This window comes from Acidovorax sp. (assembly GCF_046291265.1).
Lineage (GTDB): Bacteria > Pseudomonadota > Gammaproteobacteria > Burkholderiales > Burkholderiaceae_C > Acidovorax.
Genome location: NZ_JBKBTV010000029.1, coordinates 1 through 19,740, shown reverse-complemented (window position 1 = coordinate 19,740; position 19,740 = coordinate 1). Strand labels below are relative to the sequence as shown.

The 19,740-nt window shown below is 58.0% G+C and carries 19 protein-coding genes; all 19 read left to right on the top strand.

The genetic code is table 11. The features are described from left to right. Nucleotides 1-130: 130 nt before the first annotated feature. The 19 genes from surE to hflC all read left to right on the top strand — a co-directional run bounded on the left by surE (nucleotide 131) and on the right by hflC (nucleotide 19,502). Entirely contained in the window at nucleotides 131-919 is a 789-nt protein-coding gene (gene surE / locus ACK41V_RS12705) for a 5'/3'-nucleotidase SurE (RefSeq protein WP_409782841.1), read from the top strand. Then, nucleotides 919-1,689: a protein-L-isoaspartate(D-aspartate) O-methyltransferase gene (locus tag ACK41V_RS12700; RefSeq protein WP_409782839.1), complete on the top strand. Its 771-nt coding sequence runs from the start codon at nucleotides 919-921 to the stop codon at nucleotides 1,687-1,689. The genes surE and ACK41V_RS12700 overlap by 1 nt, the downstream gene beginning before the upstream one ends. A 12-nt stretch (nucleotides 1,690-1,701) precedes the next feature. After that, nucleotides 1,702-2,622: a peptidoglycan DD-metalloendopeptidase family protein gene (locus ACK41V_RS12695; RefSeq protein ID WP_409782837.1), complete on the top strand. Its 921-nt coding sequence runs from the start codon at nucleotides 1,702-1,704 to the stop codon at nucleotides 2,620-2,622. Nucleotides 2,623-2,669: 47 nt separating this feature from the next. Then, a complete protein-coding gene (locus tag ACK41V_RS12690) occupies nucleotides 2,670-3,665 on the top strand; it encodes an RluA family pseudouridine synthase (protein WP_409782906.1) in 996 nt (331 codons plus the stop codon). 162 nt (nucleotides 3,666-3,827) lie between these two features. Beyond that, the gene (gene scpB / locus ACK41V_RS12685) at nucleotides 3,828-4,571 is read left to right on the top strand and encodes an SMC-Scp complex subunit ScpB (protein WP_409782835.1); all 744 of its coding nucleotides are present in this window, start codon (nucleotides 3,828-3,830) and stop codon (nucleotides 4,569-4,571) included. Beyond that, nucleotides 4,571-6,118, top strand: coding sequence for a pseudouridine synthase (locus ACK41V_RS12680; RefSeq protein ID WP_409782833.1), 1,548 nt, complete (start codon nucleotides 4,571-4,573; stop codon nucleotides 6,116-6,118). Before scpB ends, ACK41V_RS12680 begins: the two co-directional genes overlap by 1 nt. Before the next feature lie 87 nt (nucleotides 6,119-6,205). Then, nucleotides 6,206-6,631: a nucleoside-diphosphate kinase gene (gene ndk / locus ACK41V_RS12675; RefSeq protein WP_409782831.1), complete on the top strand. Its 426-nt coding sequence runs from the start codon at nucleotides 6,206-6,208 to the stop codon at nucleotides 6,629-6,631. Between the two features lie 87 nt (nucleotides 6,632-6,718). Beyond that, complete coding sequence (rlmN, locus tag ACK41V_RS12670) at nucleotides 6,719-7,840, top strand: 23S rRNA (adenine(2503)-C(2))-methyltransferase RlmN (protein ID WP_409782829.1); 1,122 nt, start codon at nucleotides 6,719-6,721, stop codon at nucleotides 7,838-7,840. A 34-nt stretch (nucleotides 7,841-7,874) separates the two neighbouring features. Then, entirely contained in the window at nucleotides 7,875-8,711 is an 837-nt protein-coding gene (gene pilW / locus ACK41V_RS12665; protein ID WP_409782827.1) for a type IV pilus biogenesis/stability protein PilW, read from the top strand. Between the two features lie 40 nt (nucleotides 8,712-8,751). Then, a complete protein-coding gene (locus ACK41V_RS12660; RefSeq protein WP_409782825.1) occupies nucleotides 8,752-9,624 on the top strand; it encodes a helix-turn-helix domain-containing protein in 873 nt (290 codons plus the stop codon). A gap of 8 nt (nucleotides 9,625-9,632) precedes the next feature. Further along, on the top strand, nucleotides 9,633-10,907 hold the full coding sequence (ispG, locus tag ACK41V_RS12655) for a flavodoxin-dependent (E)-4-hydroxy-3-methylbut-2-enyl-diphosphate synthase (protein ID WP_409782904.1): 1,275 nt from the start codon (nucleotides 9,633-9,635) through the stop codon (nucleotides 10,905-10,907). Nucleotides 10,908-11,055: 148 nt separating this feature from the next. Further along, a complete protein-coding gene (hisS, locus tag ACK41V_RS12650) occupies nucleotides 11,056-12,321 on the top strand; it encodes a histidine--tRNA ligase (protein ID WP_409782902.1) in 1,266 nt (421 codons plus the stop codon). A gap of 14 nt (nucleotides 12,322-12,335) precedes the next feature. Continuing rightward, nucleotides 12,336-13,022 carry a YfgM family protein gene (locus tag ACK41V_RS12645; RefSeq protein WP_409782823.1) on the top strand — a complete coding sequence of 229 codons (687 nt, stop codon included), beginning with the start codon at nucleotides 12,336-12,338 and terminating at the stop codon, nucleotides 13,020-13,022. A gap of 2 nt (nucleotides 13,023-13,024) precedes the next feature. Beyond that, on the top strand, nucleotides 13,025-14,191 hold the full coding sequence (bamB, locus tag ACK41V_RS12640; protein WP_409782900.1) for an outer membrane protein assembly factor BamB: 1,167 nt from the start codon (nucleotides 13,025-13,027) through the stop codon (nucleotides 14,189-14,191). A 17-nt stretch (nucleotides 14,192-14,208) separates the two neighbouring features. Next, nucleotides 14,209-15,552 carry a ribosome biogenesis GTPase Der gene (gene der / locus ACK41V_RS12635; protein WP_409782821.1) on the top strand — a complete coding sequence of 448 codons (1,344 nt, stop codon included), beginning with the start codon at nucleotides 14,209-14,211 and terminating at the stop codon, nucleotides 15,550-15,552. 104 nt (nucleotides 15,553-15,656) lie between these two features. Next, nucleotides 15,657-15,911: an RNA chaperone Hfq gene (gene hfq / locus ACK41V_RS12630; RefSeq protein ID WP_409782819.1), complete on the top strand. Its 255-nt coding sequence runs from the start codon at nucleotides 15,657-15,659 to the stop codon at nucleotides 15,909-15,911. Between the two features lie 57 nt (nucleotides 15,912-15,968). Then, the gene (gene hflX / locus ACK41V_RS12625; RefSeq protein WP_409782817.1) at nucleotides 15,969-17,147 is read left to right on the top strand and encodes a GTPase HflX; all 1,179 of its coding nucleotides are present in this window, start codon (nucleotides 15,969-15,971) and stop codon (nucleotides 17,145-17,147) included. Between the two features lie 54 nt (nucleotides 17,148-17,201). After that, nucleotides 17,202-18,578, top strand: a complete 1,377-nt coding sequence (hflK, locus tag ACK41V_RS12620; RefSeq protein ID WP_409782898.1) for an FtsH protease activity modulator HflK — start codon at nucleotides 17,202-17,204, stop codon at nucleotides 18,576-18,578. Nucleotides 18,579-18,587: 9 nt separating this feature from the next. Continuing rightward, on the top strand, nucleotides 18,588-19,502 hold the full coding sequence (gene hflC, locus ACK41V_RS12615) for a protease modulator HflC (protein ID WP_409782815.1): 915 nt from the start codon (nucleotides 18,588-18,590) through the stop codon (nucleotides 19,500-19,502). Nucleotides 19,503-19,740: the final 238 nt, after the last annotated feature.

Below are 19,740 nucleotides of genomic sequence, written 5' to 3'. Positions count from 1 at the left end.
ATCGCCCGCATGATAGGTGGGGCTGCGGCGCGTGGGTTGTCCCACGAGCGACGGCTGGGCAGGCGGTGGTCGCTGCACGGCGGGCAGGGGATGCCCCACCTACAATCCGTTGCAACCCTCTACTGCGACCATGAAGATTCTCATTTCCAACGACGATGGCTACCAGGCGCCCGGCATTGTGGCCCTGCACGATGCGCTCAAAACCCTTGACGGCGTAGAGGTGGAGGTGGTTGCGCCCGAGCACAACAACAGTGCCAAGTCGAACGCCCTGACCCTGCATTCGCCGCTGTATGTGCACAAGGCCTTCAACGGCTTTCGGTATGTGAATGGCACGCCGGCCGACTGTGTGCACATCGCGCTGACCGGGCTGCTGGGTTATCGGCCCGACCTGGTGGTGTCTGGCATCAACAATGGCGCCAACATGGGTGACGACACGATTTATTCGGGCACCGTGGGCGCTGCCATGGAAGGGTATTTGTTCGGGATTCCGGCCATTGCGTTTTCGCAAGTGGACAAAGGCTGGGGCGAGATCGAAGCAGCGGCCGCCAAAGCCCGCGAAATTGTCGCGCAGATGCGGCAGCAGAACCTCGTCACTGAAACCCCTTGGCTGCTGAATGTGAACATCCCCAACATGCCGCTCGCAGCAATGCAGCCCATCAAGCTGTGCCGCCTGGGGCGCCGCCATGCGGCCGAGCGCGTCATCGTGCAAGAGAGCCCGCGCGGCGAGGCGATGTACTGGATTGGCGGCGCCGGTGCAGCCAAGGACGATGCCGAGGGCACGGATTTTCATGCCACGGCGCAAGGCCATGTGTCGATGACACCGTTGAAGGTGGACCTGACCGATCACGACAACCTGGGGTATTGGGCGCAAACGGCGTCGCAACTGGTGGCGGGGGCGTCTGACGCCCCTGGCGGGTGATGCAACGCCGACCCGGGTTTCCCGCCCGGTTGCCGGGCTCGGGCACCGCACCCGCCAAGGCACCGGTTCTGGCTGCATCAGCGCGCAAACCAGTGGCTGCATCGCCCGCGGGTGTGGGGCTGGATTCGGCGGCGGTGCGGGCACGCATGGTGCAAAAGTTGGCGGCGGGTGGGGTGACCTCGGTACCGGTGTTGCAGGCGATGGGCGCTGTGGAGCGCCACCGATTTGTCGACAGTGCCCTGGGCAATCAAGCCTACGAAGACACCAGTCTGCCTATTGGACTGGGGCAGACCATATCCAAACCCAATGTGGTAGCGCGCATGTGCGAGCTGTTGCTGGGTGCCGAGGGCGCGCGGGTGGGCGGACTGGGGCGGGTGTTGGAGATCGGAACCGGCTGCGGCTATCAGGCGGCCGTGCTGAGTCGGCTGGCACGAGAGGTTTACTCTGTGGAGCGGCTGCGCGGGCTGCACGAAAAGGCCCGCGACAACCTGCGGCCGTTTCGGCTTGCCAACCTGCATCTTTTATTTGGGGATGGCATGCTGGGCTATGCCAAGGGCGCGCCCTATGCCGCCATCATCGCGGCCGCGGGCGGCGACGCCGTACCCCAGGCCTGGTGCGATCAATTGGCGGTGGGCGGGAGGCTGGTGGCCCCCATGGCATTGGCCGGTGGGCAGCAAATGTTGCTTGTGATCGACAAAACCCCACACGGATTGAAACAAAGCGTGTTGGAGCCTGTGCATTTTGTCCCTCTAAAATCGGGGATTGCCTAAAGGGAAATGCTTATGTTCGTATCGCGTGGTCTTGTGGTTGGGTTTACCGTGGCACTGGCGGGTCTGGTGCTCACCGGCTGTGGAACCCGGCTGTACAAGGCTCCAGTGGAAGACCGAGGCACTTCGTCATCGTCTTCCTCTGCGCCTGGTGCGCAGCCAGGTGTGGTGGTGGGCACTCCCATCAAACCGCTGCCCGGCGCTGAAAACGCGGGCAAGCCAGGTTATTACACAGTCAAACCTGGGGATACGCTGATTCGCATTGGCCTTGATTCGGGTCAGAGCTGGAAGGACATCGCCCGTTGGAACAACCTTGACAACGCCAATCTGATTGAGGTTGGCCAGGTGCTGCGTGTGGCACCTCCAGCGCCTGCGGCGCAAGCGGTTGCCTCGGATACCGGGGTGGTCACCCGCCCTGTAACGTCGTCCACCATTGCTCCGGCTGCGCCTGGCAGTGCGCCAGTAGCTCCGGCCAGTGCGCCCAAACCAGCGGCTTCGGCGGCCACCGGCCCGGTTGTGGCGGTAGCGCCCACAACGCCCGCCACCGCACCCGCAGCGGCTGGGGAAGACGATGTTGGCTTTATCTGGCCCGCGTCGGGCTCGCTGATCGCCGGGTTTGACGAGGCGCGCAACAAGGGTTACGACATTTCGGGCAAAGCGGGCGACCCGGTGTTGGCTTCTGCGGATGGGCGGGTGGTGTATGCCGGTGCTGGTTTGCGTGGATACGGCAACCTGGTCATCCTCAAACACAACAATACTTTTCTGACGGCTTATGCCCACAACCAGACTTTGTTGGTCAAGGAAGACCAGTCGGTGCGCAAGGGCCAGAAGATCGCCGAAATGGGCAGCACCGACGCAGATCGCGTCAAGCTGCACTTTGAAATCCGCCGACAAGGCAAGCCCGTCGATCCGTCGCGCTACCTGCCCGCCCGTTGAAGCCTTTGACACCTGTGGCGGAGAGTTTGCCCGACGACAAATCGACCCTGTCGCTGGAGGCGGACGCTGGGCTGAACGCTGACGAAGCCGATGCCTTGTCAGACGCAGAAAGCGAGCTGCGCCCCATGCAGATCGGGACGGAGCAGCATGCAGCCAGGCTGGACCGGGCACTGGTGGACCTTGTGCCCGAGTTTTCGCGCAGTTATTTGCAGCAGTTGCTGGCGCAGGGACTGGTCAGCCTGAATGGGAAACCGGTTCTGAAGGCATCCGCCCGCGTGAAGGCGGGGGACCACGTGGTGCTGGAAATGCGCCCGACCGTGCAGAGCCAGGCCTTCCGTCCGGAGCCAATGCCGATTGATGTGGTGTACGAGGATGCGCACCTGCTGGTGGTGAACAAGCCTGCAGGCTTGGTGGTGCACCCAGCCCCTGGCAACTGGAGCGGTACTTTGCTCAACGGGTTGTTGGCGCGGGACGAAAAAGCATTGCTGGTGCCGCGTGCGGGCATTGTTCATCGGCTCGACAAAGACACCAGTGGGCTGATGGTGGTCGCGCGTGACCGGGCTGCCATGGACGCCCTGGTCGCGCTCATTGCTGAGCGCAAGGTGCAGCGGCAGTATCTGGCGCTGGCCCATGGCGCGTGGACGGGCCCCAAGACCCGCACTGTGAATGCCCCCATCGGTCGTGACCCTCGCAATCGCCTGAGGATGGCGGTGGTCGATCTGGCCATTCATCCTGGAAAAACGGCGCGCACAGACATTCGTTGTCTGGACGGCGTGGATGCGGGTTGCTGGGTGCAGTGCACCTTGCACACCGGGCGCACCCACCAGATCCGGGTGCATATGGCATCGTTGAAGCACCCCCTGGTGGGCGACAGCCTGTATGGTGGGACGCCCATAGATCCGATGCAGCGCCAGGCCCTGCATGCATACCGCCTGGCGTTTACCCACCCGGTGACGGGAGAGGCGCTGGAGTTTCATGCACCGTTGCCCGACGATATGCAGCGGCTTCTGTCATCGTGGGGGCTGCGCTACAATGCGCCCTGACGGCCAGACAGGCCCATGCCCGAAGACGGAATCCCGCCGGGCTCCTGCGTAGCGCCAGCGCTCTTAAACAGCGCGCTATTGTCGCCATTGCCTTTGATTGCCCCCTGCTGTTGATGTGACACCCGTTGCAACGCGTGGCACTTTTCCAGGAATCGCTGAACCATGAATACGGTGGATGCCAAACGGGTCCTCGAAACTGCGTTGATATGTGCGCAGCAGCCTGTGCCGTTGCGCGAGCTGCGCGTGTTGTTCAACGACGCGCTGGGGTCGGACACGCTCAAAGTCCTGTTGCATGAGCTTCAGCTCGACTGGGCGCAGCGTGGAGTGGAGTTGGTTCAGGTAGCCACGGGATGGCGTTTTCAAAGCCGCCCGGAAATGCGTGAGTACCTGGACAGGTTGCATCCCGAAAAACCTCCGCGCTATTCGCGCGCCACGATGGAGACGCTGGCCATCATTGCCTACCGCCAACCGGTCACTCGGGGCGATATTGAGGATATTCGGGGCGTGACGGTAAACAGTCTCATCGTCAAACAGCTGGAAGACAGGGGCTGGGTGGAGGTCATTGGGCACCGCGAAACGGTGGGACGGCCAGCACTGTTTGCTACGACCCGGCAGTTTTTGGACGACATGGGTCTGCAGTCTTTGGATCAATTGCCGGTACTGGATGACCCGACCGGCAATGCGAATGTGCTGGAGGCGATGGCGGCGGCAGCTCAGGGCGTTATTGAGCCCGAGCCAGAGTTGGTTGTCGCCGATCCGCCGGTTGCGGAGCTTCACCAGGTCGGTGCTCTACCCGACAGCAACAACGATGTTCCGCAACCCGCGGACGATTTTTTTCAGGATGCGGAGACAGAAATCCGCGACGACCATGTTGATACCCCGGGCGGTATCCAGGGAAACACTTGATGAACGATTCGACCCCCGAAATCCCTGACGCTGTAGCTCAGGCGGATGCTGCCAACCCTGTGCCGGAGGCCAAGAAGCCCGCGGCCAAGCGTGCGCCGCGCAAAAAGACGGCCAAGGCTGACGATGTTGCTGTTGCTGATGTATCAGGTGCCGAAGCCTCGGAGCAACCGTCTGACGCGCAGGTTTTTGCCCCTTCAGTCCTGGGTGCAGGCGGCGTGACGCCCGAAGTGGGCACTGTCGACGCAGCGCCCGTCGCTAAACAGCGCGAACAGATGAGCCCAGGCGAATCTCGGGGGCGTCAACCACGCAAAGACGGTCCTGGTCGCGACAAGCGCGGTTCTGGTGCACCCGTGGTAGAGGGCTACCAGTTTGAAGATGTCGTCTCGGGGCGATTTGACGAAGACGACGCGACTGCGGAATTGGCGCCTGCCAAACGTGTTTTGTTGCCTCAGGTCGAAACACCCAAACTGCACAAGGTGCTTGCCCAAGCGGGACTCGGGTCGCGGCTGGAGATGGAGCAACTCATCCTGGAGGGGCGTATCTCTGTGAACAATGAGCCGGCACATATCGGCCAGCGCATCCAGTTTGGCGATCAGGTCAAGGTCAATGGCAAGCCCATCCGCTATCGGATTGATCCGCCGCCAGCGCGTGTTATTGCTTATCACAAGCCTGTGGGTGAAGTGGTAACGCATGACGATCCGCAAAATCGGCCTACCGTTTTTCGCAAGCTGCCGCGGCTGATGCAGGGCAAATGGCAATCGGTGGGTCGGTTGGATCTGAATACCGAAGGCTTGCTTCTGTTTACCAGCTCTGGTGAGTTGGCAAACAAGCTCATGCACCCCCGTTTCGGGCTGGAGCGAGAGTACGCAGTGCGAGTTCTAGGCGCGCTTAGCAACGAAGAAAAGCAAAAACTCCTTGATGGAGTGCGATTAGACGATGGCATGGCGTCTTTCGGCTCGATTGAAGACGGCGGTGGTGAAGGCTCGAATTGCTGGTACCGCGTCACTATTTCTGAAGGACGTAACCGCGAAGTGCGCCGCATGCTGGAGTCTGTGGGCCATGCTGTCAGTCGGCTCATTCGCATTCGTTATGGGGCGATGGTGTTGCCGCGTGGACTTAAGCGCGGAGCCTGGCTGGAGCTGGACGATGGTGATATCCGTGCGCTGGTGCAGGCTGCAGGTGCTGACCGGGCCGAACCACTGGAAAAACGTCCGGATGCAGGTCCTGGGCGAAGCGGCGGAGGTGGCGATAGCCGCAACCGGGGACGCAATGGCCCACGTGCGGGTGACGGACCTCGTCGGGACATGTCGCAAGGGGCGCCTGCTGGTGGCCCGCGCGGCCAGAAGCCACGCCGTGATGGTGGCGGTCGACCCGGGCAAAGCGCGCGTGGGAGCAACGCGGGCGGAAATGATCGCCAGACTGGATCTGCTCAGCCAGATCCGTTGAAAACGTCGGTGGGTTATATCGGTGTGGATAGTTTGTCGCGGCATCGCCAGGACAAGCGGCGCCCTGGTGGCGGTGGCCCTCGCCGCGGCGGCGGACGCTGATCAGCTACATCGGCATCAACGGTTAGAATCGAGGGCTTTGTCCGATGGACAAACGAATCACAGCAACATCCAATCAGGAAAATTAACATGGCTATCGAACGCACTCTCTCCATCATCAAGCCCGACGCAGTCGCCAAGAACGTCATTGGTCAGATCTATGCTCGTTTTGAAGCAGCTGGCCTGAAGGTGGTGGCCGCACGCATGGCGCACCTGTCGCGCCTGGAAGCTGAGCAGTTCTACGGTGTGCACAAAGAGCGTCCTTTCTTCAAGGATCTGGTGGATTTCATGATCTCCGGCCCTGTGATGATTCAGGCCCTGGAAGGCGAAAACGCGATTCTCAAGAACCGCGAACTCATGGGCGCTACGGACCCCAAGAAGGCAGAAGCCGGCACGATCCGCGCAGATTTCGCTGACAGCATCGATGCCAATGCAGTGCACGGCTCTGACGCGGCTGAAACCGCCCAGGCAGAAGTAGCTTTCTTCTTCCCTGGCCTCAACATCTACTCGCGTTGATATGGCGATCCCCATGCCTGTTCCCGCTATTGTGGGATATCTGCGCCATGGGGACGACTGCGCTCGGCCCCTTCGAGGGAGGGCGAAGTGACCACCAATCTGCTGGAATTTGATCTAGACGGTCTGGCAGCTTTTTGCCAAGAACTGGGCGAAAAGCGGTTTCGTGCTACTCAGTTGTTCCGCTGGATTCATCAGCGCGGCGCCAATGATTTTGACGCCATGAGCGATCTGGCAAAGGCATTGCGTGACAAGCTCAAGGGCTGCGCTCGCGTCGAGGCCTTGCCCGTTATCTCAGAACATGTTTCTTCGGATGGCACTGTCAAGTGGTTGTTTGACGTGGGCGATGGCAATGCCGTGGAAGCTGTATTTATCCCTGAAGACGACCGAGGGACCCTCTGCGTTTCGTCTCAGGCAGGCTGTGCGGTAGGGTGCCGTTTTTGCTCCACTGGGCATCAAGGTTTCAGCCGTAACCTGACAACGGGTGAGATTGTTGCCCAATTGTGGTTCGCCGAGCATTCGTTGCGTCAACGGCTGAAAACCCAAGACCGCGTGATCTCCAATGTGGTCATGATGGGGATGGGCGAGCCTTTGCAAAATTACTCCGCATTGGTGCCCGCTTTGCGCGTGATGCTGGACGATCACGGGTACGGGCTTTCGCGTCGGCGGGTCACGGTGTCTACATCGGGCGTCGTTCCAATGATTGATCGGCTCGCTCAGGACTGCCCGGTGGCTTTGGCCGTCTCCTTGCATGCGCCCAACGATCCATTGCGCGACAACCTGGTGCCGCTCAATCGCAAGTACCCCATCCAGGAGCTGGTAGAGGCCTGCAATCGTTATCTGGCGCACGCCCCACGGGATTTCATCACATTCGAATATTGCATGCTCGACGGCGTCAATGACCAGTTGGAGCACGCCCAGCAGTTGATCGAACTCGTGAAACCGGCGCGAGGGCTTGGGGTCCGTTGCAAGTTCAATCTTATTCCCTTCAATCCGTTCCCCGCGTCCGGACTCTTGCGTTCGCCTCAGGGGCAGGTGGTTGCCTTCGCAAAAATTCTGAGCGACGCTGGGATTGTCACGACTGTGCGCAAGACCCGAGGCGATGATATTGACGCCGCATGTGGCCAATTGGCTGGGGATGTCAAGGATCGAACCCGTGCCGCAGAGCGGATGGCAAAGCAGCGCACAATCGTGCTCAAACCGGTCACGTGATTTCGTAATTCGGTACATATCAAGGAGGCTCTACATGGTGGGATTGGACGGACGCTGGCGGCAATTTGGCCGCTGGACACTCACGGCATGTAGTGCAGTGCTTTGCGCGGCGACACTTCAAGGTTGCGCGACCAAAGTCGATGGGGTCTCTGGCAGTGACAGCAATGCGGGAAATTTCACTGCGTCGGACGAGCCTGAATCGCGCCGTCGTGCTCGCATTCGCCTTGAACTTGCATCCAACTATTTTGAGATGGGGCAAACGGCTGTTGCGTTGGATGAGGTCAAGCAGGCACTTGCAGCAGACTCAGGGTACGCCGACGCTTTCAATTTGCGTGGTTTGATTTTTATGCGGCTGAATGACTTTCCGCAGGCTGAGGATAGCTTTCGGCGTGCGTTGGCACTGCGGGGTAACGACCCCAATCTGATGCACAACTATGGTTGGCTGATGTGCCAGCAGCAGAAGTACGCCGAGGCCGATCAGCAGTTCATGCAGGCCATTGCGAACCCGACCTACACGGCGCGCAGCAAGACGCTAATGGCGAGGGGGTTGTGCCAATCAGGTGCCGGGCAGTTTGCAGAAGCGGAGCAATCGTTGCTCAAGGCTTACGAGTTGGACGCGGGGAACCCAGTCGTTGGGTATCACCTTGCATCGCTGTTATTGCGCCGCAATGAGTTGACTCGGGCACAGTTTTACATTCGCCGACTGAACAACAGCGAGCTGTCTAACTCTGAATCCCTTTGGTTGGGAATCAAGATTGAGCGCGCGATTGGTGACTCGGTTGCTATGCGGCAGCTGGCAGACCAGTTGCGCAAGCGCTTTCCGGACTCGAAGGAGTTGGGGGCATACGAACGCGGGGCTTTCAATGAGTGAGGGTGATGTGGTCTTGGGCGAGGGAATGACAGGCGGTGGTATGCTGAAAGCAGCCCGACAGGCCTCGGGCATGCACATCGCAGCACTGGCTGTTGCGTTGAAGGTACCCGTTAGCAAACTTGAGGCTCTGGAGGCCGATAACTACGCGGTGTTGCCGGATACGGTCTTCGTGCGAGCGCTCGCTTCAAGCATTTGCCGAACTTTGAAGGTGGACCCCGCACCTATCTTGGCGCTGCTGCCACAAAGCAAAAGTCCTCATCTCAAAGCGGACACAGCGGGTTTGAATGCTCCGGTCAAGGGCCATGGGGGCAGGGCCTCAACGTCCTTTGCATCCTCGTCGTCATTCACCGCTTCTACGTCTCGCTCTGTGACGGTTGTTGTGCTGGCATTGCTTGCCGGGGCTCTGGCACTTGTGTATTTTCCTCGCTCGTCTGATGGCTTGGCAAGCGACCCTTCCTTCTCTCCTGGTGTTGGGCCGCAAGCTCCTGTTGCTGGTGGAGATGTTTCGCCGGTTGGGGTCGTTGCAGCGCCTCTATCGAATCAGGTTGCACCAGATTCGGTGGGCGCTGGTGATCCGTCGGTGGCCGCTGCATCCGAGGCGCTCTCCACCGTAGCATCGACTACAGCCCCTGCACCCGTGGTGTCGGCAAGCGAAGCGGCCAGCACAATCGCTCCGTCGGGAGTTTTGCTTATCCGTGCTCGCAGCGAGTCCTGGGTCCAAGTGAAGGATTCAGCAGGTGCTGTGGTGCTGCAGCGGAATCTGGCGGCGACTGAGACAGTCTCCGTGTCGGGTGCTGTGCCAATGTCTGTGGTGATTGGGCGTGCCGATGCCACGGAAGTTTTTGTGCGCGGAAAACCGTTTGAACTGGGAGCGGTATCGCGCGAGAACGTTGCTCGTTTTGAGGTGAAATAGTGGAAAACGTGCAGCGACATTTAGAGCCGGTGGCGATAGCGTCGCCTTCGCCGCGGCGGTCAAGACAAGCTCAGGTTGTCTGGGGCGCGCGGGTTGTTACCGTTGGTGGTAACGCACCCGTGCGAGTGCAATCCATGACAAACACAGACACGGTCGATGCCATTGGTACTGCAATTCAAGTGAAAGAATTGGCCCAGGCCGGTTCAGAGTTTGTGCGCATTACGGTCAATACGCCGGAAGCGGCTGCGGCCGTTCCATACATCCGCGAGCAGTTGGACCGCATGGGAGAAAGTGTCCCCCTGGTGGGTGACTTCCATTACAACGGCCATCGTCTGCTGACGGACTTTCCGGACTGTGCCCAGGCTTTGTCCAAGTACAGAATCAATCCAGGCAATGTGGGCAAGGGCAACAAGCGGGATTTGCAGTTTGGCCAAATGATCGACGCTGCCATGCGGTGGAACAAGCCCGTACGTATTGGCGTGAACTGGGGAAGCCTAGACCAGGAGTTGTTGGCGGGCCTCATGGATGTGAACAGCCGTCGCACGGCGCCCTGGGAGGGACGCCAAGTGATGTATGAGGCGCTCATTACCTCGGCTATCGAGTCTGCGAACAGGGCGCAAGAGATGGGTTTGGATGGGAATCAAATCATCTTGTCGTGCAAGGTCAGCGGCGTTCAGGACCTGATTGCTGTTTATCGTGAACTGGGGAGCAGGTGTGACTATGCCTTGCACCTGGGTCTTACTGAGGCGGGCATGGGCACCAAGGGCACTGTCGCCTCTGCGACCGCGCTGGCGGTGCTTTTGCAAGAAGGTATTGGCGATACCATTCGCGTGTCATTGACCCCCCAGCCAGGTGAGGCGCGCACCCAAGAGGTCGTTGTTGCGTCGGAAATACTGCAGTCTCTGGGATTGCGTGTATTTGTGCCCAGTGTGACAGCTTGCCCCGGATGTGGACGTACCACCAGCTCGACATTTCAGGAACTGGCTAAGCAGATCGACGATTTCCTGCGGGCGCAAATGCCGGTGTGGCGCGTCCGTTACCCGGGCGTAGAAAACCTGCGTGTTGCTGTCATGGGTTGCATCGTGAACGGTCCCGGTGAAAGCAAACATGCGGACATCGGTATTAGCCTGCCCGGGACGGGTGAAGCCCCGGCAGCGCCTGTGTTCATCGATGGTGAAAAAGCTATGACCCTGCGTGGTGATGACATTGCCAATGAGTTTCACCAGATCGTAGAACGGTACATCGAACAGCGTTTTGGTCGTGGCGTTCTGGCTACTTCCTGAGCGCTGCTAGGCGAGCTCCGTCGGGTTTGAGTGCCCACGGGGGTTGTGGGTACGCCAACCGCTTTTCCTCATCAAGAAAAAATATACCGTGACAATCGAACAAAAAACCGTGTCAAAGAAGCCTGAGAAGCTCGTTGCAGTAAAAGGGATGAATGACATTTTGCCCCCCGATTCAGCGAAGTGGGAGTGGCTAGAGGACAAGGTGCGCGCGTTGATGGCGCGATACGCTTATCGCAACATTCGTACCCCTATCGTCGAGCCAACGCCTTTGTTCGTGCGAGGACTCGGTGAGGTGACGGACATTGTCGAAAAAGAGATGTACTCATTTGAAGATCGTCTCAATGGGGAGCAGTTGACTTTGCGTCCGGAGGCCACCGCCGGTGTAGTGCGTGCTGTTGCTGAGCACAACATGCTCTACGAAGGGGGGAAGCGGCTGTACTACATGGGGCCCATGTTCCGTCACGAACGTCCTCAGCGCGGCCGGTACCGGCAGTTCCACCAAATTGGTGCCGAAGCGCTTGGGTTTCCGGGCGCGGAAGTCGATGCCGAGTTGATCCTTCTGGCCAATACTCTGTGGCGTGAATTGGGTCTAAAAAATATCCGCCTTGAGATCAACAGTCTTGGTGAGCCTGCTGAGCGCAAGGCCCACCGCACGGCATTGATCGCTTATCTGGAGCAGCACGCGGATACCCTTGATGAAGAAGCCCGCAGGCGTTTGCATAGCAATCCCTTGCGAATTCTGGACACCAAGAATCCGGCTATGCAATCTTTGGTGGACGCTGCGCCTCGTTTGATCGATTTTCTGGGTGCCGAATCGCTTGCACATTTTTCGTCAGTGAAGGCCATCCTGGATGCGAACGGGGTGGAGTGGCGAGTCAATCCTCGCCTTGTACGAGGTATGGACTACTACAACCTCACGGTGTTTGAGTTCGTGACGGACCAGTTGGGTTCGCAGGGCACCATCTGCGGAGGAGGTCGCTATGACTACTTGATCGAGCAGGTTGGTGGTAAACCTGCTCCGGCCGTCGGCTGGGCTCTCGGCGTGGAGCGGGTGTTGGAACTCCTGAAGGAGCAGGGTAACGTGGTTCCTGCCCTTGTGCCGGATGTCTACGCGATTGTTCCCTCAGTAGCTGCATTGCCCCTGGCCATGTCCACCGTTGAACGGCTGCGCACACAGGGCGTAAAGGTGCAGATGCACGCGGCGCCTGCTGGCGGAGACGGCATGGGCAGCATGAAGTCACAGTTTAAAAAAGCCGACGCCAGCGGTGCTGTCCATGCTCTGATTTTCGGAGAGGACGAGCTGTCCAGGGGCATGGTGACGTTGAAATCACTCCGTGATGGCGCAGGCGCTCAATCAGAAAGAGCGCTCGATGCGTTGGCCGACTGGGCCCCCCACCTACAATCCATCTCCTGAAACACACATATCCCATGGCAAAACACCTCGATCTCGAAGAACAAGAGCAGCTTGACCAGTTGAAGCATTTCTGGAACACATGGGGCACGTTGATCAGCTCCGTGTTGATCTTGGTTGCCGGAGCGGTTGCTGCATGGAATGGTTATCAGTATTGGCAGAATCGTCAGGCTGTGCAGGCGGCGGCCCTGTTCGATGCGGTTGACGCCGCGGCTCGTTCTGCCGACTCTGTGCGAATGGAGCAAGCATTTTCAGATATCAAGTTGAAGTACGCAGGCACAGCGCAGGCGGGGCAGGCAGGGCTGACCCTTGCAAAAGCTCAATTGGATGGTGGTAATTCGGATGCTGCCAAGCAGACGCTGGCTTGGGTTGCGGAGAAGTCTTCAGACGATGGGCTTAAGGCGCTTGCGAAGCTCCGGCTGAGTAGTGTGTTGATGGATCAGAAGAGTTATGACGAAGCGCTTGCGCTGGTCTCCACCGGCTTTCCACCAGAGTTTGAGGCTGTTTATGCAGACCGCAAAGGTGATATCTTTGTTTTGCAGGACAAGCGTGCGGAGGCCATTGCTGAGTACAACCGTGCTTACAAGGCGTTTGAAGAGGGTGTCGAATACCGCCGTTTGGTAGAGATAAAGCTGAACGCGTTGGGTGTGGCTCCGCAAGGTTCGACGGTGGTATCGGCTAGTACTGCTGGAGGGGCAAAGTGACTATGTATTTTTCTCGGTTCGCAGCGCGCGGTACTGCACGTACTTACCGCGCAGTTGTGGCTCTGGCGGTAGTGGTTGTTCTGGCTGGATGTTCATCACTTTGGAGTGGAGGTAGCTCCAAACCTGTGCCGGGAGATCTTGGCGCGAATGTGGCTGTTCTAGGTGTGCGCCAAGCTTGGACTTCCCGTGTGGGCGGTTTGGCTGGCATGCCGATGGAGGTGCACACTGCTGGTCATCTTGTCACGCTTGCCTCTGTTGACGGTGTCGTAGTGTCTATTGATGCACGCACGGGTGGCGATGTGTGGCGCACCAATCTGGGTGAGCCGCTCTCCGCAGGCGTGGGCAGCGAGGGAAAGGCTGCCGCCGTGGTTTCGCGTGGAAATGAGCTGGTCGTGCTGGATGCTGGGCGAGAACGCTGGCGACATGCGATGGGTGCTCAGGTGTTTACGCCTCCGCTGCTGGCAGGTGGGCGTGTTTTTGTGCTTTCCGCGGATCGAGCTATTTCTGCGTTTGATGCCGTGACTGGTCGCAAGCTGTGGACACAGCAACGGCCTGGTGAGGCCTTGGTTTTGCGCCAGGCTGGTGTATTGCGCCCCGTAGGAGATACCTTGCTTGTCGGTTTGTCGGGTCGCTTGGTGGGGCTCAATCCAGACAACGGAAGCGTTCGGTGGGAGGCTCCATTGGCGAGCCCTCGCGGCACCAATGATGTTGAAAGATTGGTTGAGTTGGTGGGGCGGACAACCAGAGACGGTGAAAGCGTGTGCGCACGTGCTTTTCAGGCGTCTGTGGGTTGTGTAAACACTGCGCGTGGTGCCGTTGCTTGGACCCAGCCTGCCAGTGGTGCCGAAGGCGTCCATGGTGATGGAGATGCCGTTTTTGGCACTGAAAGCAATGGATCAGTGATTGCTTGGCGCCGCATGGATGGTTCTCGTCTATGGGCCACAGATCGTCTTAAACATCGCAAGCTAACGGCCCCCTTGCTTCTCGGGCGCTCGGTGGTAGTCGGTGACGACACAGGGCTGGTTCACTTGCTTTCTCGCACCGATGGCGCCCCGCTCAACCGTGTTTCCACCGACGGTTCTGGTATTGGTGCCGCTCCGGTTGTAGCTGCGGATACTTTGGTCGTGGTGACACGTAACGGCGGCATTTTTGGCTTCCGTCCTGATTGATTGATAGGTCTTATTCAATGAAGCCAGTTATCGCCCTTGTTGGGCGTCCGAACGTCGGTAAGTCCACGTTGTTCAATCGCCTGACAAAGTCTCGTGACGCCATCGTCGCCGATTTTGCGGGACTTACGCGTGACCGGCATTACGGGAATGGCAAGCAAGGTAAGCACGAATATATCGTCATCGATACCGGCGGGTTTGAGCCAGATGCATCGACCGGCATCTACAAAGAGATGGCGAAACAGACCCAGCAGGCTGTAGCAGAGGCTGACGTGGTTGTTTTTGTCGTGGACGCACGCGCGGGGGTGTCCGCCCAAGACCATGACATCGCCAACTATCTGCGGCGTCTTAGCAAACCTTGTGTGTTGGTGGCCAACAAGGCGGAAGGAATGTTGGAGGGGGTTCAGCTCGCCGAGTTCTACGAACTTGGATTGGGTGAGGTCTTTCCGGTATCTGCTGCACATGGGCAAGGCATTCGGGGCTTGGTGGAGATCGCATTGGAGCCTCTCCAACTGCCAGATCCGGAAGATGCGGATGGTGGGCCTGACAAGAGCATTGTTAAGCTGGCTGTGGCAGGACGACCGAATGTAGGAAAGTCAACGCTGATCAATACTTGGCTGGGCGAAGAGCGGTTGGTTGCATTTGATATGCCGGGGACAACTCGCGACGCTATTTCCGTTCCTTTTGAGCGGAACGGTCAGAAGTTTGAACTTGTGGATACGGCAGGCCTTCGGCGCAAAGGCAAGGTGTTTGAGGCGATCGAGAAGTTTTCAGTGGTAAAAACGCTGCAGGCCATTGAGTCTGCTAACGTTGTGCTGCTGCTGCTAGATGCAACCCAAGGGGTTACTGACCAAGATGCTCATATAGCTGGGTACATCTTGGAAAGTGGTCGCGCAGTGGTCGTTGCGGTCAACAAATGGGATGCCATTGATGAGTATCAGCGTCAGCTACTGGAAAGATCCATCGAGACCCGTTTGGCCTTCTTGAAGTTTGCTTCGCTGCATTACATATCTGCTAAAAAGAGGCAAGGCCTTGGTCCTCTCTGGGCCTCCATTGTGCAAGCACACAAAGCAGCTACATGCAAGATGTCTACACCAGTTCTCACTCGACTGCTGCTTGAGGCGGTTCAATTCCAAAGTCCGAAGCGTGCCGGTATGTTCCGTCCCAAGCTGCGCTATGCGCATCAAGGTGGGATGAATCCACCCGTAATCATCGTTCATGGAAACTCCCTCGAACACGTCACAGATGCATACAAGCGATTTCTGGAGGGACGCTTCCGGAAAGAGTTTGATCTGGTGGGGACACCGCTCCGCATACAAATGAAAACGTCTCACAATCCTTTTTCCGACAAGGACGACGACTAAGTAAAAGCTGAATTCTGAAGGGGGCATGTCGAGTTGCAACGAGCCGCCTGCATGGCTGTGGTAAGGTGCTGGTTTACAACAACATTTTGAACACGGAGAATATCGTGAGCAATAAAGGCCAGCTTTTGCAAGACCCGTTTCTGAACGCTTTGCGTCGAGAGCATGTTCCGGTTTCCATCTATTTGGTCAACGGCATCAAGCTTCAGGGGCAGATCGAATCTTTCGATCAGTATGTGGTGCTACTGCGCAATACAGTAACCCAAATGGTTTACAAGCATGCTATTTCCACCATCGTTCCTGGCCGTGCCGTAAATTTCTCAACGACTGAAACGCCGGAAGCTGATGCCGGCAGCGCCTAAGTCGTTGTTGTCTTCTTCGCTTTTTAGAGCTCGGATTGGTTGGGAAGGCGGTAGGCTTTGAGTGGAGCCAGATTTTCATCGTCACCCCCGAGTACTACTGTCCTTCTGGTTGGGGTGGATTTTGGGTTGCCCCACTTCGACTTGGAACTTCAAGAGCTGGGATTGCTTGCGCAAACAGCTGGGATGACTCCGGTTGCGCGAATCGCCTGCAAGCGCAAGGCGCCTGATGCGGCGCTGTTTGTAGGGAGTGGCAAGGCCGATGAGATTCGCGCCCTTGCACAGATGCATGGTGCTACCGAAGTCCTCTTTGATCAGTCGCTCAGTCCTGCGCAACAGCGCAATCTGGAGCGCCACATAGAGCTGCCGGTCAATGATCGGACGCTTTTGATCCTTGAGATTTTTGCGCAAAGAGCTCGGAGTCATGAGGGCAAGCTCCAGGTTGAGTTGGCTCGGCTTCAGTATTTGAGCACGCGCCTTGTTCGCCGATGGTCTCACTTAGAGCGCCAGACCGGAGGTATTGGTGCACGAGGGGGCCCTGGAGAGAAGCAGATCGAGTTGGATCGTCGCATGATCGGTGACGCCATAAAACGCACTCGTGAGCGGCTCGTGAAACTGAAGCGCCAGCGTTCGACGCAGCGGCGGCAGCGCGAACGCAGGGACACCTTCGACATTTCGTTGGTGGGTTACACCAACGCTGGCAAGTCCACAATTTTCAATGCGCTGGTCAAGGCGCGAGCGTATGCGGCGGATCAACTCTTTGCCACGCTGGACACGACTACGCGGCAGCTCTACCTTGGAGCCGCAGGGAGATCAGTATCGTTGTCCGATACGGTCGGATTCATCAGAGACCTTCCGCATGGTCTTATTGATGCATTTCAGGCAACGCTGCAGGAGGCCGTAGAAGCGGACCTGTTGCTTCATGTCGTGGATTCATCGAACCCTGAATTTCCCGAGCAGATGACACAGGTGCAGCGTGTCTTGCGAGAAATTGGAGCCGAGGGTATTCCACAGATTCTTGTATTTAACAAGATTGATGCCTTGGAGTCAGATCGATACCCTGCAATCCTGGAAGACTGCTATGAGGTGGATGGTCATATGATTCCACGCCTATTCGTGAGCGCTCGTTCGGGAGAGGGCCTTGACGGCCTGCGCTCAATACTCTCATCCAAGGTCTTGGCAGCGGCTGGAGTCATGACCCCAGATACCGCCATTGAATTGCCAAGTGAATTGCCCTGATTGGGCACAATGTCTGCATTGATCAACGCCAGTAGAGAACCAGAGACTTTGCGCATGAATTTTCAGAATCGAACCCTGCGGTGGGCCTCATTGCCAGAACGTATCCGGGGTATGTTCAACTTGAATGATCCCCGCTGGGGTCGCGGCGACGAAAAACCAGACGACGCGGTGCGTCCCGAGGAGCGTCCGGTACCGCCAACATCTGGTAACCGCGGCCGTGAGCAGGGCGGCAACAACGGGAACGGACAACCACCGGATCTCGATGAGTTGTGGCGAGACCTCAATCGCAAGCTTGGAGGTCTGTTTGGTGGCAAGGGTGGTGGTCGGGGGACGGGAAGCAGTGGTGGTTCGGGTGGTGGTTTTCAGCCCGATATGAAAAATGCCGGTGTAGGTGTTGGACTCATTCTTGGCATTGTTTTTGTGATCTGGCTGGGTACTGGTTTCTTTATTGTGCAAGAAGGTCAGCAAGCCGTTATCACCCAGTTTGGAAAGTACAAGAGCACGGTAAGCGCGGGCTTTAATTGGCGACTGCCTTACCCAATTGAGCGTCACGAGCTTGTTTTTGTGACTCAAATTCGATCTGCGGATGTTGGGCGCGATAGCGTTATCAAAAGCACGGGATTGCGTGAGTCCGCCATGCTGACAGAAGACGAAAACATTGTTGAGATCAAGTTCGCGGTTCAATACCGATTGAACGACGCAAGGGCATGGCTTTTTGAGAGCAAAAACCCGACGGAAGCGGTGGTTCAGGCTGCGGAGACCGCAGTTCGGGAAGTTGTGGGCAAGATGCGCATGGATACGGCACTTGCCGAGGAGCGCGATCAGATAGCCCCTCGCGTGAGGGCGCTCATGCAAACCATCCTGGACCGGTACAAGGTCGGCGTTGAAGTCGTCGGTATCAATCTCCAGCAGGGCGGTGTCCGCCCTCCTGAGCAAGTGCAGGCATCGTTCGATGATGTACTCAAAGCGGGGCAGGAGCGCGAGCGAGCGAAAAATGAGGCTCAAGCGTACGCGAATGACGTCATTCCCCGTGCTGTAGGCTCTGCGTCGCGCTTGAATGAGGAGGCTGCTGCCTATAAGGCACGCATAGTTGCTCAGGCCCAAGGTGACGCGCAACGATTCTCATCGGTGCTTGCTGAGTATCAGAAGGCACCAACTGTGACGCGTGATCGAATGTATTTGGAGACCATGCAGCAGATATACGGCAGCGTCACCAAGGTCTTGGTCGATTCGCGCCAAGGTTCAAATCTGCTCTATTTGCCGCTGGACAAAATCATGCAAGGAGTTGTTTCGGGAGCGGGGCCTTTGGAGCAATCGCTGTCTTCTGCATCTACTTCGCCTGCGGCGGTTCCATCGGTGCCATCCTCTTCCTTATCCACTGACCCGCGGGCGCGTGACACTAGTCGTACGCGTGATCGTGAAGCCCGCTAGGAGCTACCTGTGAACAGAGTCGGATTTATAGCCTCTACTTTTTTGGTGGTGCTTGCGTTAATGAGCTCGATGCTCTTTGTTGTGGATCAACGCCAGTTTGGTGTTCTTTATGCCCTGGGTCAGATTAAGGAGGTTATTACCGAGCCGGGCTTGAACTGGAAGCTCCCCCCCCCTTTTCAGAACGTTTCCTACATCGACAAGCGGCTGCTGACCTTGGATAGCACCGATACGGAGCCCATGCTGACTGCAGAGAAGCAGCGTGTGGTAATCGACTGGTATGTTCGTTGGCGCATTTCTGAGCCCACTGAGTACATCCGCAATGTCGGCCTTGACGAAAACGCAGGTGCCATGCAGCTCAATCGCGTGGTTCGCAATGCATTCCAAGAGGAAATCAACAAGCGAACTGTCAAAGAGTTGTTGTCGCTGAAGCGGGAAGACCTAATGGCAGACGTAAAACGCGAAGTGCTTGAGTCGGTTCGCGGAGTGAAGCCGTGGGGTGTTGATGTGGTGGATGTCCGAATCACCCGCGTCGATTATGTGGAGGCGATCACTGAGTCTGTGTATCGGCGTATGGAGGCTGAGCGTAAGCGTGTCGCCAATGAGCTTAGATCCACCGGTGGGGCTGAAGGCGAAAAGATCCGCGCCGATGCCGACCGCCAGCGCGAAATCGCCATTGCCAACGCCTACCGCGATGCCCAGAAGCTCAAGGGCGAGGGCGATGCCGAGGCCGCCCGCATCTACGCCGAGGCCTTTGGCCGCGACCCGCAGTTTGCGCAGTTCTACCGCAGCCTGGAGGCCTACAAGTCCAGCTTCAACAAGAAGAGCGACGTTATGGTGGTGGACCCCTCGTCGTCCGAATTCTTCAAGGCCTTCCGCGGTGGCACCGCTGCATCCGCGGCGCAGCCTGCCGCCCCGCGCAAGTAAAAAAGCGGCGCCAGGCGCGCAACGGCAGCCTCTGCATTGCAGGGCTGCCGTTTTTTTTGGGCCGCTCTCCCTCCTATGGGACAGGGCGGCGCCATGTGTTTCTCGCGCTTGATGGCCTTGTTGGTCGGTCCCCGTTGGAGGGGCCTTGGCCGGTGCCGGTAGAATCACGATTTTAACAGCCTCCCCTTTTCTCATGTCTGCTTGGGTCCTGCCGGATCACATTGCCGATGTCTTGCCG